Raw genomic sequence first — 13,452 nt, 5'->3', positions numbered from 1 at the left:
GCGCATTAGCGCGTGAGGTTGCATTAAAGCGTGAGTCTGGGTTGCCCGGAAGCCGCCGAGGTGGGCAGAGCCGCAACGACCTCCCGCGCCTGACTGCGCCATACCGCGCCTTACAGCGCGCAATTGCGCGCGAAAACGACTGCGCGCGAATACGATCAGCTCGTCTTCTTAGCCTCGATGACCCAGTGGGAACCATCGAAGCCGTCAACAATCATGCGGGCAGAAATGCCTCGGCCCTGGCCGGTCACAATCCAGTTCGGCTTCAACACACCACGCGGCTGGCTGGTTTCAACATCGAACATGGCGCCCAGCTTGTACCGCTTGCGCAGCGCGGCTCCCGCCAAGTTGCGAGCCGTCTTCGCAACAGACTCGGGAGCAGGCTCGGCAAGCGGGCCTTCAGCTGGAACCTCTTCACCATCAGTGGGCACGTGAGTGATGAAGGACGAACCACCCATTGCATCAACAAACACATCAACAACACCCGCCGGCCCACGTTTGCGCTGGGCGGTAATCCGCACATGCCAAAACGGGTGGTGCACCAGCCGGGCGGATGCCTGCCCGCCGCCCAATCTGCGGCGAACAACCTCCTCGGCCTCCGCGGCCAAAACCGACGGGGTCAGCCGGACTGCACGCAGCCCAGCTGACCCCGTCACCTGGTTCGGGTCAGTCACGCGAGGTGCCTTCCACCTCGTCAGCCTCCGTCACCTGACCGCCGGCACCAGCCGAACCGGCACCGCCCGCGGCACCTGCCGCACCAACACCAGCATCAGCCTCATCCTCCACCGGAACCTGCGCGGCAAGACCGGGGTTCTGTCCCATGGCCAGGCGAGCTGGAATCGGCCCAACCTTCGCAGTTTCGTTCAGGGCGTCGACAATGTGCTCGGGCACGGGGTTGGCCTTCTGCGTGGCAAGTGACACCACAACAAGTGTCAGCGCAGAAACAACGACCGTTGCCATCGGGTCGATCGACGTCTTCTCCGTCAGACCGCCCAGCTGCCACACAACGGGAACCACAGCGCCGACGATCATCGACGAAATCGCTCCGGCAGTGTTCGCCTTCTTCCACCACACGGCGGCAACATACGCCGGAACAAACGACGTTCCAAGGATCGTGGTCGCGAAGATGACCAGGTCAGCCACACCGGGCGCACCCGTCACGGCAACAGCGAAGCCGATCACAGCAAGAATCAGCACCGTGATGCGCGAAACCCACACGGCCTGGCGCTGTGAATTGCTGCGGCTGATGAAGCGCTGGAAAAGGTCGTGCGAAGCGATCGTGCCGCTCTGCAGCAGAAGCGCATCCGCCGTCGACATAATCGCCGCCATAATCGCAGCCATCACGATGCCGACAGCGAAGTTCGGCAGCACCGCCTCGGCAATTCCGAACACGGCCAGTTCCGGGTCCGACAGGTTCGGCAGCAACACCAACGCCATAACACCAACAAGGTACGGGGCCGGCACGAACAGCAGGTTGAAGCCCGTGGAGTACAGCGCCGCAGTGCGTGCAACTGACGGCTTCTTCATGGCCATGTGGCTGACGTTCACGTGCGGGTAGCCCATGTATCCAATTGAGAAGATCAGCAGCGCACCGATGATCACACCCCATTGGACGGACTCAAAACCGTCAGGACCCCACATGGTCAGCAGGTTCGGGTTGATTTCGGCAACCGCGTTGTTGCCAGCGGTCAGACCGCCAACAGCCATGAGCGTGGCAATGAGAATCCACAGCATGCCGATCAGCATGATGATCGCCTGCGCGAAGTCTGAATACGCAACCGCCAGGTATCCGCCCAGGAACGTGTAGAGAACAATCACACCGATTGCAATGAGCAGCGACCACTTGAAGTCAATGCCGGTGACCATTTCCAGCCCGCGCCCACCGGCAATGAACTGGGTCAGTACGTACAGGAACATGCACGCTAGCGCGATCGGTGCGGCCACCGCTCGCGTCCACGCCGACGGGTAACGGTGCTCCAAATACTCAATTGAGGTCAGCGATCCGAGGATCTGCGACAGTTTGCGCATGCGCCTGCCCAGAATCGACAGGTTGAGCACACCACCGCCGATGTCACCCATCGCGTACCACATGCCGAAGTAGCCCTGTGTGTAGCCGAGCGATCCCGCGCCGAGGAACATGTAGCCGGACATCGACGACGACTGCAAGCGCAGCGCGGTCACCGCCGGACCCAGACTGCGTCCACCCAGCAGGTAGCCTTCTTCGCCGGTCGAGCTGCGCCGCATGGTCCACACGCCGATCGCAATCATGGCGACAAAGTAGATGATGAGGAATGTCAGTTCGATGCTCACAGCGCACCCCCTTCTTCAGGCGCCGCCACTCCGGGTGTGCGGCCTGCCTGGCCTGACGAGGTGGAGCTCACCTGTCCCGCACCGGCACCGTTGGTGCCGGCCGGGCTTTCTTCTGCATCTTCGGCACCCCAGTGTGACGACGAAAAGAAGAAGATGAGCGTGTAGGCAATCCACGCCAGGGGGATGCCCACAATGATGAGCAGTGTTGCTGTGGGAAGTCCGAACATCGTGGCTCCTTACTCCGTGAACGTATCCGCGACATCGAGGGCACGGTCAATGGCATCCAGGCCCGCCGCAACGTCTTCGTCCGATGTGTTCAGCGGCGGCACCACGTGAATGCGGTTGAAGTTTGCGAACGGAAGAACACCGTACTCCTTGATCTTGGCGATCGTCGCGTTCATCGCCTCGCTCGTTGCACCGTAGGGTGCGAGCGGTTCGCGGGTTTCCTTGTTCTTGACCAGCTCAATCGCCCAGAAGCAGCCACGGCCGCGCACATCGCCGACCGACGGGTGGTTGGCGTGCATCTTCTCCAGTGCCGGACGGATGATTTCATCGCCCAGGCGTGCGGCGTTTTCCACCATTTCCTCTTCGCGCATGGCCTTGATCGTCGCGGCCGCAGCCGCGGTCGCCAGCGGGTGGCCGGAGTAGGTGAGGCCACCGGGGAACACGCGGTCATCGAAGGTCTTCTTGATCTCATTGGACATGATGACCCCGCCGAGCGGCACATATCCGGAGTTCACACCCTTGGCGAAGGTGATGAGGTCCGGTACGACATTGAACTGTTCAAAAGCGAACCACGAACCGGAACGACCGAAGCCGGCCATCACCTCGTCGGCGATGTACATGATCCCGTACTTGCGGGTCAGCTCACGCACACCCTCGAGGTACCCCGGCGGGGGAGCGTAGATGCCGGCGGTTCCGGGAATCGTCTCCAGAATCAGGGCAGCGATGTTCTGCGCACCCTCAAGCACAATGACGTCTTCCAGGTGGCGCAGAGCGCGTTCGGTTTCATCCTGTTCGCTGTCCGTGCCGAAGTGCGAACGGTAGGTGTGCGGCGGGAAGAAGTGAACAACACCTTCGCCCGGGATGTCATTGGGAATGCGGCGCGGGTCGCCCGTGAGGTTCACCGCCAGGCTCGTGGCACCGTGGAAGCTGCGGTAGGCCGACAGCACTTTCTGGCGTCCCGTGTGCAGGCGGGCCAGGCGGACGGCGTTTTCGTTCGCATCCGCGCCGCCGTTGGTGAAGAACACGTAGTCCATGCCGTCTGGTGCCAGGCCGGTGATGAGTGCGGCAGCCTCAGAACGCGGCTTGACGGCGTGAGCCGGGGCGATCGTTGCGATCGAATCAGCTTGGTCCTTAATGGCCTGGATGACCTTAGGGTGCTGGTGTCCGATGTTCGTGTTGACCAGCTGCGAGGAAAAGTCGAGGAATTTCCGTCCCTCGCCGTCCCACACGTGCGAGCCTTCGGCGCGCGTGATGGTCATCGGGTTGATCTGCGCCTGAGCAGACCACGAATGGAAAACGTGCGCCCGGTCGAGTTCGTATGTGCGTGCGGCGTCATCGACGTTGATGTTCATAAGAGCCCCTTTGCTCACGGTGCCCCTCCCTGCTGCGATCCGATTCAGCGATGATCCAGCAGCTTTGCTGGACGCTGTGCTGAACGCGGCGTTGAACGCAGTTCGGAAGGGCGGCGGTTCGTCCTATCCGCGTCAGTATGTCTCAGCTGACCAGCCACGCCAAGGAGCATTCTGTAAAGTGAGCCCTAAGCTTTCTTTACACAGTGAAAGGCGGTGTCTATGCAGGACATCAGTGCGGGTGAGCAAACCGGCTCGGTGCCGGAAACCGACGGCCTGCGCGACCTGACTGTGAGGAACTTCCTGCAGCTTCCCCACGTGAAGTTCGGCAATCCCGTAGTTCTCGCAGGTGAAAAGCACCTCGACACCCCGGTCCGCTGGGTCCACATTGCTGAGACCGACGCAGTCACCGGCCTGCTGGAAGGCGGGGAGATGCTGCTGTCGTCCTCGCCGGCCTTCCAACACTCCGTCGAGCACACCCGCGCTTTTCTCGACCAGGCGCGCAGGGCCGGGGCCGTGGGGTTCGCGGTTGAGGCAATTGACGAGGTGGGGCTCGCCAGCCCCCGCTCTCTTGAGGTGCTCACTGAGGCCGGGAAGGGAGCGGGTATGCCCGTCATAGCGCTCAGATCGCGCGTGCGGTTTGTGCGGATCACGCAGGAAGCCCACCGGGTGCTCATCGGCCAGCAGCTCAGCATCGTCGAACGCACCCGCGAACTCCACGAGGCCTTTACCGAACTGAGTCTGAGCGGTGCAGACGAAAGCGTGATCGTGCGCGAAGCCGCCAGGCGTTTGGGCACCGCGGTAGTGCTCGAAGACGCAGCCCACAGGATCCTCGCTCATGCTCCTGCCGAGGCCCTTGCGGCAACAGAGCACTGGCCGCCGTCGGCTGCCCAGGCAGTCCCGGTGGGCGTCAAAGGCCGCAGGTGGGGTCGGGTGGTCGCCCCGTCAGTACGTGAAGACGACCCCTACGCGGCCGAGGTTCTGCAGCGGGCAAGCCAGGCCATCACGCTGGTGCGCGCGCACTCACAGACCACATACGACCTGCGGATGCGCGCCAGCGACCACCTCGTGTCAGAACTTCCGCACATGAGCGAAGAACAAGCGCTCAGACGCGGCCGCGCAGCTGACCTGCGAGGGCCGGGCGGGTTCATGGCAATAGCGGTCGAAATGTGCGGCGGTGGCTTTGCTGAGGACGACGGCAATGCAGCCAGCGGGGTCGTCACCAAAGACGAAGCGGCCGGCTACCAGCTGCGCGAACGCGGCCTGCGTTTGGAACTCGTGGCCGCCGCCGAACGCTTAGGGCTGACTGCCGTGACATCCGCGTGGCGCACCGGAACAGTTGTCGCAATCCTTGGGTTCCCCGCGGTCACAGCCGGCGGTGCTGGCGCCGCAGGGTCAGCAGACTGCGCAAACCCAGACGACCTCACCGCTGAACTCTGCCGCGACCTCACCGAGGCCATCCCCGAAACCATCACGGTCGGCGCAGGTCAGCTGAGCCAGACGCTCGTTGCCGTTGCCGATGACATCCCCACCGCGGTCGAAGCCGCCCACGTGGCCGCGGGCATGTCCATCCGCCGCCAGCCGTTCTACAGGTTCTCCGATCTGCGGCTCAACGGGCTGATCGCCAGCCTGCACGACGACCCGCGAATGAGCGCATTCGCCCACGCCGAACTCGGACCGCTGCTGAAAACAAGCACACCAACCAGCCCCGAAACCCGCGGAAACAAGCCGCGGGAGGCGAGCGGCGCCTCGTCAGAAGATCTCGAGTTCCTGTGGGCCTACCTGCTGTGCGGCGGGCAGAAGGCTGCCGTGGCGCGACAGCTGGGAATCAGCAGGCCGGCGGTCTACGCAAAAGCCGGGCGCATAGCATCGACACTGGGAGTGTCACTTGATAACCCAGAATCAGCGGCAGCGCTCCTGACCGCACTGCTGTGGCAGCGAAGCCGCAGCATGTGATGGCGGTAGGGGCGACTGAGTGCGTTGACGGCAGAGGGGCCGAGGACACCGGGCGGCTGGGTGCAGCCCGCAGCGAATGCAACAGCGAGCAGAAAGGACAAGCGTGGGACGGCAGCACAGAATCGACTGGGCGAAGCTTCGTAGGCGCGGCCGGCGTTACTGGGCGATTTCCACGCAGATTTCCCTGTACTTCGGGGTGCACACGCTGCTTATGACCGCCATCCCGCTGTCTATTTCCGACCCTGTCATCAGGCCTATTGCGCTCGCCCTGTACATGGGAGCGGGCATTGCCTTTGATTCCTTCGCCACTGCACTGTCCGCCAGGATCGGCAACCGGCGAGTCACCCGAATCGCCGGCGGCCTGGTCACAATTCTTGCGCTGTTCGCGGCCCTGGACGGTGTCCACGGATGGGCATGGCTGGTATTGGCCACGATGTTCTCGGTCTGTTCGAGCCTGCTGTACATCCCCGGGATCGCCTACTTTTCGAACCTCCTGGGGCCGCGGCAGACGGACGGTCAGCGGATCAACGTCATCCTCCAACGAGGTGGAGCTCTCGGGTCGGCTCTCATCATCTCGGCGGTCTTGTCTCAGGACCTCGCGTGGATCATGTGGTGGTTCATGGTGGGGCTCGGTCTGCTCTTCGGGGCACTGAGCTACCGATTCCCCCGGCCCGTGCGCACAGAAGAGGGCGCTTCTTTGAACCCGCTGGCGGCCATGGCGGCCTCAGTTTCAGCGACAGTGCATTCGCCGACGCTCATGTTGGCTCTCGTGGTCTCCTGCAGCACGCCGCTGATGTTCTTGCTGCACGGTTCTGTCCTGCCGGTGGAAAAAGCCAGCGCCGGAAGCACGGTCGGTGCGGCAATCGGCGTGGGCCTGGTGCTGCGTGAACTGCTGTCCGTTCTTTCTATAGCGTTCATTGCCCGCGGTGGTTTCGTACGCTGCAACGTTGAATTCATTGTGACGACTGTGATTGCCGGTATAGGCGGAGTTATGGCGGCCATCAGCAGCCAGCCCTGGATGGTGGCGGTCGGCATTGCCCTGGGCGGACCGGTTGTGGCCAGCACAATCGTCGTCACGGTCCTCAACGTCAACCGGTCAGCCATCGGTTCGTTCCGTCCCTGGGCGCACTTCGGAGCCATGGGCATGTCCCAGCGGATCACCGGACTCGCCGTCCCCCTGGCCTTCGGTGCCGCTGCGGGGACGGGTGGTGCCGCCGTCACAATCACAGCGGCAGTCATGTTCGCAGCGGTAGCAGGCGGCGCCTCGCTCCTTTTGGCGATTGTCGTGCGGCAGGCCGGCGGACGCGCGCAGGCCGGGTGAGCTGGACGCGTTCACCAGATGCAGCGGGTTGGGTCAGAAACAAGCCCGATAATGGAAGTGAGCAGGCGCAGGCAGCAGAAGAAAGGGAAGCCCATGCAGCTCGACGGTCAGAAAATCATTGTCACAGGAGGAGCCGCAGGAATCGGCGGAGCAATCAGCAGGCTCCTTGCAGAGCGCGGTGCGAAAATCGTCGCCGTCGACATCAACGAAGACGAAGGCCAGAAGCTTCAAAGTGAATTTGAGGGCAGCGTGCGCTTCCTGGCTGCCGATGTCAGCCTGCCGGAAACTGCAGAAAAGGCCGTCGGGCTCGCGGTAGAAGAGTTCGGTGGCCTGACCGGCCTGGTCAACAACGCCCACGCCTCCAAACAAGCGCCCTTTGCCGACCTTGGCGAAGACGAATGGAAGCTGTCCTTTGGCACGGGTTTCGAAGCAACCCGCAACTTCATGCTCGCCGCCTACCCCCACCTCAAGGGCGGCGGTTCGATCGTCAACTTCGGTTCCGGAGCAGCGATTGTCGGCCAGCCCACCCAGGCGGCCTACGCCTCGGCAAAAGAGGCGATTCGAGGACTCACGCGCGTTGTGGCCAACGAATGGGCGGCAGACAACATCCGCGTCAACATCGTCAGCCCCATGGCGTTGACCGAAGGTGTTGCAGCGTGGGCGAAAGCGTTCCCCGAAATGTACGAAGCCAGCCTGAAAAAGGTTCCGCTGGGCCGCTTCGGCGACCCCCACGACGACGTCGCACCAATCGTTGCGTTCCTCCTGTCGGACGACTCGAAGTACATGACGGGGCAGACGCTTATGGCCGACGGTGGAGCCAACAAACTGTACTGACACGCCCCGCCGGGCGGGGTGAACTGGGCTCGTGTCTTTGGCTGGAGAAGCTTGTGGTGTGGGGCCAGCTGGTCAGCCGTGAAGGCTGAATGCGGTCGGATGGTCGTGGAGGGAACCGAGTGTGGGTTTAAGGTAGGGCCAAGCCGAAATAGCTTGCCTACGCACACATAGGTCATCACAAAGGAGTGCTATGACTGCCGATCAGCTGCACTGGTTATCAGTTCGTGAGCTCCTGTGCGGATTCCGCGCAGGTACGTTCACCCCGCTTGAGGTGCTCGACCATCTGATTGAGCGAATTGAGGAGCTCGACAAAGCCACGGGCATTAACGCGATCGTCGACCTGCAGGTGGAATCCGCTCGCGAACTCGCCGAGGAAGCCACGAGGTACTACCAGGACGGTGCGGGCGATTGCTGCGAAATCGGTTCTTCCTACCACGATGCCGAACGGCCGCTTTTGGGTGTGCCGTTCCTCGTCAAAGAACAGCACGACGTTGCGGGACTGTCAGCGACACGCGGCTCTCAAGCTCTGCAGGGAAGGGTTGCCGAAAAGGACGCCGAAATCGTTGCACGGCTGAAGCAGGCCGGCGCGATTCCCTTCGGGCGGACCACCACGCCGGAAATGTCTTGTGCAACGTTCACCCACACCCGCGAATGGGGAGTCACCCGCAACCCGTACAACCCGAACAAGACCCCGGGCGGCTCCTCGGGAGGTTCCGGTGCGGCAGTTGCCGCAGGTTTCGCACCCTTTGCAACCGCGAGTGACATCGGCGGGTCCACCCGAATTCCCGCGGCTTTCTGCGGTCTGCCCGGGCTGAAGACCTCGCACGGGCGTACGCCCGGCGCAGTCCCCATGAACATCGACTGGTACCGCGGCGACCACATTCTGGCGCGGACCGTGTCGGACACCGCGCTGGTCTTCAACCAGATCATGGGGCCGTCAAAGCTCGATATGGCGACGATCCCCGTCAGCGGATCATTCCCCGTGGAACATCACTTCGGGCAGTACAGCTACACCTCGGGGCAGGAGGTGCCTGCGGGGGCCGAGGTACACGACGTCGATCTGAGCGGCTGGAGGATCGGCGTCAGTGCTGACCTGGGCTGCTATGAGCTTGATGAATCCACACGCCTGGGTGTTGAGCGAGTCGCTGAGGCATTGGAGGCGGCGGGTGCGCAGGTCGTGCCGGTTGATGTTCAGCTGAAGCTCGAGGATGTCACGCGGGCCTCGATGGCTCACTACGGCGGACTTCTGGCGCCCAACATTGAGTGGCAGGCCGGGGGAGACATTACGGTTCTTGAGCCCTATACGCGGGAGTTCGTCCGCAGGACCACGCGCTTTGCCGAGGAAACCTCGCTTCTGGAGGCTGCTCTCATCGAATCTGACATTCAGCAGAAGCTGCTTGCGGCGCTCGACGAGGTTGACGTGCTCATCACGGCGACCTCGGCTGTTGAAGACCTCGATGCTGGGGAGGACTTCACCACCGGCATCGATCGGCCCGACGGTGAGCACAGCTTCTACTGGGAAGCACACCAGGTGGTGCCGTTCAACATCGCCAACAGGATGCCCGCCATGTCAGTGCCCAGTGGCATCGGTTCGGCAGGTGTTCCCACCGGTGTGCAGATCGTCGGCATGCCCTACCGCGAAGCGACAGTGCTGCGAGTCGCCGCTGCTATCGAAGCGCTCATGCCATTCCCCAGGCCCAAGGTTGGGTGAGGGGTTCGGCCGGTGGCTTCGGTGAGCCTTTCGGCGGCTGCTCGCCGGATCTGCTGGTCAGGCCACGGTCGACCCTCGGAACACAGAATCGCAGGGTGTCCGACATTTCGTTCGAAAAGCTTGGGCAGAATCCTTGAGATTCCGCGGTTCCCGGCTAGTGTGGCTAGTGCATCGGAAAAACTCCGGATGCTGCGTATCGAAGACGATGGGCAGTGTTCTGAGTCGGACCAATGCTTCCGGAGTACTTTCGAAGTCCCGGTGATATCTCCTTTCTGTGTGTGCTGTGGCCGGGTTCCATGTGGAACCCGGCCACTGCTTTGTCCTAAAACTTCGCAGCCGCACACCGGTTAGCAACAAAAACTCCCGTTAGCAGTGGTTGCTAAAGCGCAGATCCCGGCTAAGGGGAGTCTTTGTGCGGCTAAGGCGCAGATTTCGTCTAACGGGTGTTTCTTTCACTTGCGGGTGTGGTGCAGATATGTGGCGGCAGCCGGTGAGTCGCCTCGTCTAGCTGGTTCTGACGTACCCGCCCACCGGTTAGCAACAAAAACTCCCGTTAGCAGTGGTTGCTAAAGCGCAGATCCCGGCTAAGGGGAGTCTTTGTGCGGCTAAGGCGCAGATTTCGTCTAACGGGTGTTTCTTTCGCTTGCGGGTGTGGTGTAGGTATGTGGCGGCAGCCGGTGAGTCGCCTTGTCTAGCTGGTTCTGACGCGCCCGCACACTCGCCAGCGCCCGGACCCACACCTCGTGCTCCCACCCCAAACACAGACGAGGCGGAACTCACCAAAGTGAGTTCCGCCTCGGGAAATCAGTCAGGCAGCGAGCTCTTCAGCTGTGCGGCCCCAACCAGGCCACCCGCCTAACGGGCCAAACATCCCAGCCGGGCCACGCTCCCTACCTCAGAACGAAGATCAGGCCTTGTCCTGTTCTTCGTCTTCTTCGATCAGGTCGTTGACAACAGCGGCGTCGCCTTCAGCAACGTGGCGTCCGTCCTGTTCGACAATCACTTCGCCGTCTTCGTTAAGCGGCGCAGGAACGTCTTCGACAACGGTGGTGGTGCGGTGCGAACCAACTGGACGAGCGTCAGCGGGACGGTTGCCCGGCAGCGGTTCCGACCACGGGTCTTCAACCGGCTTGACCTTGGTCCAGACGTAGTAGCCGATCAGGCCAACACCGGTCAGAGCCAGCAGCCACACGATCCACATGCCGCGCTTGCCCTGAGCCTTGCGAGCTTCCTTCGCCGCCTGCTTCGAGGCCTTGCGCGAAGCCTTGGCGAGTTCGTCAGCGCGCTTAGCGGCGAGCTTCTTGAACTTCTTGACCTGGCCCTTCTTGCCCGTGACGCGTTCAATCAGTTCGTCAAGAGCCTTGGGGGTTTCAGCGTTGCGAATGGCCTTCGCTGCGTCCTTCGAGCCAGCGGCAATCGTCTTGGCGTGGTCGGAAGCGCGTTCGCCACCGCGAGCCACCAGGAGACCCTGGGCTTCGGCAGCCTTGGAACGACCGTATTCAAGACCGTCTTCGATCTTGCCGAGGCCCTGCTCAGCCCAGTCTTCGAGCTGGGGGCGGACGTTGTCGGCAGTCTTCTGCAGGCGGTCTCCGGCTTCCTTCAGGGCGGGGCGTGCAGCCTCGGTGCCGTCCTGCAGGAGCTGACCGGCCTTTTCGGTCAGGTTGTGTACGGCGTTGTCGACGTTCTCGAGAAACGACTTCGGTGCGGACTTCTTCTTGAACATTTCACCCTCCTGGGATGTTCGACCCTGCACAGTGCAGGGAATGCGTGTGCGCCATTCGTCACTTCCATCGTACTGGTCGGCACTGACACGAGGGGACCCCAGGCGGCCGAAAAGTCAGATTCTGACGGTATTTCCACTAACAGCTGACCGCATTCCATACGTTTTCCACTGACAGCGTAAGCTCCCAGCGGAACATCAGGGGCAAATAAGGTTCATGTCAGTGGTTCATGACAGACTGAGGTCATGAGTATTGCTACACAGCAGGTCATCCTGCACACCAACAAGGGCGACATCAAACTTGACCTCTTCGGCAACCACGCTCCGAAGACGGTTGCCAACTTCGTTGAACTGGCCAAGGGCGAACGCGAATACAAGGACGACGCTGGCCGTTCCAACCCCACCCCGTACTACGACGGTCTGGGCTTCCACCGCATCATCTCGAACTTCATGATCCAGGGCGGCTGCCCCGTCGGCACCGGCACCGGCGGCCCCGGCTACATGTTCGACGATGAAATCCACCCTGAACTGCAGTTCACCAAGAAGGGCCTTCTGGCCATGGCGAACGCCGGTACCCGCGGCGGCCGCGGCACCAACGGCTCGCAGTTCTTCATCACCACCGCCGAAACCCCGTGGCTCAACGGCAAGCACACCATCTTCGGTGAAGTTGCCGATGCCGAGTCCCTCGCGGTTGTCGAAAAGATCGAAGCCTCGCCCACCGGCGCCATGGACCGCCCGGTCGAGGACGTCATCATCGAATCGGTCGAAGTTCTCTGATCTGAACTTTTCCTAACAGCGCCGCAGCTTCTGCTGCGGCGCTGTTTCTTTCCCAGGGCCACACTCACCAGGCGCCGGTCGAGTCCCAGCCCCGGCCACCCGGGTGCCGGTCCTGAACCAGACCGCCGAGGTGCCGCCCCCTTTCCCCAGCCCCTCCCGGGTTCTGGTGTTGTGTAAGCCGGGCGGCACCTCGTCCTTTGAAGCCTGATCAGGGCGCCAAAGCTGCTCGGCTATCCTCGTGTGCATGAGCGAATCAGCAGGTGCGGCCCCCTTTTCGGAAGAACCCGACCCGAACAGAGCGCCTGCTCAGCAGGCGACCTCACGCGGCTCGGCAGTCGTGCTGACACGGCCGTACGTGACGTGGACGATCATCGCGATCACGTTCGTGTTCTTCCTGCTGCAGTTCCTGCCATCGCTCGACCTGCAGCGGCGCTTCGCGTTCGTCCCGGTGCTCGCCCACGAAGAACCGTGGCGCGCACTGACTGCCGCACTCGTTCACGCGCAGCCCAACCCCAGCCACGTGCTGTTCAACATGCTGGGACTGTTCTTCTTCGGATCGTTTGTCGAACGCTCCGTGGGGCACGTGTTCATGCTGGTCACCTACGTTGTGGGCGCATTCGGCGGATCCGTCCTCACCCTGTTGTTGGCCGCACCGGGAACACCAGAGTTCAGCTCTGCCTACGTGGGCGCATCGGGTGCTGTGTTCGCCGTTGTGGGCACACTGCTGGCCCCCACCAGCAGGTTGGACCGGAACCTCATGGGCATCGTGCTGTTCCTGTGTCTGAACATGGCGCTCGTGACGATCGACTCAAACATCGCCTGGCAGGCTCACCTGGGCGGACTCGCCGTGGGATTCGTGCTGGGAATCGCCCGCGTTATGCCGCGTGGAGCAGGCATCCTCGCCAAACGCTATGTGCGCGGCGGCATCGGTGTGGAGCCCACACCCGTCGTGCCGGCAAGCAGCCCTGCCGCGCGAACCGCCTTCTGGGTGGCAGCCATTCTGACGACGATTGTCCTCGTCGCCGCATACACGGTTGTGTGACGCCGCGGGCTAGTGGTGTTAGGCGCAGCGGTTTGCGGCGAGTGGGCATCCAAGCGCGCCACAATCGGTTCAGTCGTCCGCTGCAGCGCGGAGATTCTGCTGGCTAGGTGTGATGTCCGGGGAGGTTGTGCCTCCACTCCCGGTCAGTACACCTAGCTACATCTAATTGCGCAGAGAACCTCAGAACCTAGACGATGAGTGCACTCGTCT

The 13,452-nt window shown here is 62.4% G+C and carries 11 protein-coding genes; 6 read left to right on the top strand and 5 right to left on the bottom strand.

From position 1 onward, the window contains the following. Positions 1–155: 155 nt before the first annotated feature. Genes HMPREF3092_RS05850 through HMPREF3092_RS05835 form a run of 4 tightly spaced genes read right to left on the bottom strand, consistent with a single transcriptional unit; the run spans position 156 to position 3,884 of the window. Positions 156–671, bottom strand: coding sequence for a hypothetical protein (locus HMPREF3092_RS05850; protein ID WP_070424181.1), 516 nt, complete (start codon positions 669–671; stop codon positions 156–158). After that, a complete protein-coding gene (locus tag HMPREF3092_RS05845; protein WP_070424180.1) occupies positions 664–2,307 on the bottom strand; it encodes a sodium/proline symporter in 1,644 nt (547 codons plus the stop codon). The genes HMPREF3092_RS05850 and HMPREF3092_RS05845 overlap by 8 nt, the downstream gene beginning before the upstream one ends. Further along, positions 2,304–2,534 (bottom strand): hypothetical protein, encoded by a 231-nt coding sequence (locus tag HMPREF3092_RS05840; protein WP_070424179.1) that lies wholly within the window; start codon positions 2,532–2,534, stop codon positions 2,304–2,306. Before HMPREF3092_RS05840 ends, HMPREF3092_RS05845 begins: the two co-directional genes overlap by 4 nt. 9 nt (positions 2,535–2,543) lie before the next feature. Beyond that, on the bottom strand, positions 2,544–3,884 hold the full coding sequence (locus HMPREF3092_RS05835; protein WP_070424178.1) for an aspartate aminotransferase family protein: 1,341 nt from the start codon (positions 3,882–3,884) through the stop codon (positions 2,544–2,546). 219 nt (positions 3,885–4,103) lie between these two features. Here HMPREF3092_RS05835 and HMPREF3092_RS05830 point away from each other — a divergent pair, with 219 nt between their 5' ends. The 4 genes from HMPREF3092_RS05830 (at position 4,104) to HMPREF3092_RS05815 (ending at position 9,703) form a co-directional block, all read left to right on the top strand. Then, positions 4,104–5,837, top strand: coding sequence for a PucR family transcriptional regulator (locus tag HMPREF3092_RS05830; protein ID WP_070424177.1), 1,734 nt, complete (start codon positions 4,104–4,106; stop codon positions 5,835–5,837). A gap of 103 nt (positions 5,838–5,940) precedes the next feature. Beyond that, positions 5,941–7,158: an MFS transporter gene (locus HMPREF3092_RS05825; RefSeq protein ID WP_070424176.1), complete on the top strand. Its 1,218-nt coding sequence runs from the start codon at positions 5,941–5,943 to the stop codon at positions 7,156–7,158. 93 nt (positions 7,159–7,251) lie between these two features. Continuing rightward, positions 7,252–7,992 (top strand): SDR family NAD(P)-dependent oxidoreductase, encoded by a 741-nt coding sequence (locus HMPREF3092_RS05820; RefSeq protein ID WP_070424183.1) that lies wholly within the window; start codon positions 7,252–7,254, stop codon positions 7,990–7,992. 190 nt (positions 7,993–8,182) lie between these two features. Beyond that, entirely contained in the window at positions 8,183–9,703 is a 1,521-nt protein-coding gene (locus tag HMPREF3092_RS05815; RefSeq protein WP_070424175.1) for an amidase, read from the top strand. Positions 9,704–10,610: 907 nt separating this feature from the next. Here the strand turns inward: HMPREF3092_RS05815 and HMPREF3092_RS05810 are convergent. Beyond that, the gene (locus HMPREF3092_RS05810; RefSeq protein WP_070424174.1) at positions 10,611–11,426 is read right to left on the bottom strand and encodes a hypothetical protein; all 816 of its coding nucleotides are present in this window, start codon (positions 11,424–11,426) and stop codon (positions 10,611–10,613) included. Positions 11,427–11,669: 243 nt separating this feature from the next. On the opposite strand from HMPREF3092_RS05810, the gene HMPREF3092_RS05805 reads away from it, so the two are divergent. After that, on the top strand, positions 11,670–12,200 hold the full coding sequence (locus HMPREF3092_RS05805; protein WP_070424173.1) for a peptidylprolyl isomerase: 531 nt from the start codon (positions 11,670–11,672) through the stop codon (positions 12,198–12,200). A gap of 244 nt (positions 12,201–12,444) precedes the next feature. Continuing rightward, positions 12,445–13,242: a rhomboid family intramembrane serine protease gene (locus HMPREF3092_RS05800; protein WP_141737971.1), complete on the top strand. Its 798-nt coding sequence runs from the start codon at positions 12,445–12,447 to the stop codon at positions 13,240–13,242. Positions 13,243–13,452 lie beyond the last annotated feature (210 nt).

The sequence above is a fragment of the Brevibacterium sp. HMSC24B04 genome, assembly GCF_001806835.1.
GTDB classification, from domain to species: domain Bacteria; phylum Actinomycetota; class Actinomycetes; order Actinomycetales; family Brevibacteriaceae; genus Brevibacterium; species Brevibacterium ravenspurgense.
Note: the sequence above shows the minus strand (reverse complement) of the source record. Positions and strands in the feature narration are given on the sequence as shown.

Coding starts and splice junctions, on each gene's coding strand:
- HMPREF3092_RS05840 (WP_070424179.1), bottom strand. CDS start 2,534: ATGTTCGGACTTCCCACAGCAACACTGCTCATCATTGTGGGCATCCCC.
- HMPREF3092_RS05835 (WP_070424178.1), bottom strand. CDS start 3,884: ATGAACATCAACGTCGATGACGCCGCACGCACATACGAACTCGACCGG.
- HMPREF3092_RS05830 (WP_070424177.1), top strand. CDS start 4,104: ATGCAGGACATCAGTGCGGGTGAGCAAACCGGCTCGGTGCCGGAAACC.
- HMPREF3092_RS05820 (WP_070424183.1), top strand. CDS start 7,252: ATGCAGCTCGACGGTCAGAAAATCATTGTCACAGGAGGAGCCGCAGGA.
- HMPREF3092_RS05815 (WP_070424175.1), top strand. CDS start 8,183: ATGACTGCCGATCAGCTGCACTGGTTATCAGTTCGTGAGCTCCTGTGC.
- HMPREF3092_RS05810 (WP_070424174.1), bottom strand. CDS start 11,426: ATGTTCAAGAAGAAGTCCGCACCGAAGTCGTTTCTCGAGAACGTCGAC.
- HMPREF3092_RS05805 (WP_070424173.1), top strand. CDS start 11,670: ATGAGTATTGCTACACAGCAGGTCATCCTGCACACCAACAAGGGCGAC.
- HMPREF3092_RS05800 (WP_141737971.1), top strand. CDS start 12,445: ATGAGCGAATCAGCAGGTGCGGCCCCCTTTTCGGAAGAACCCGACCCG.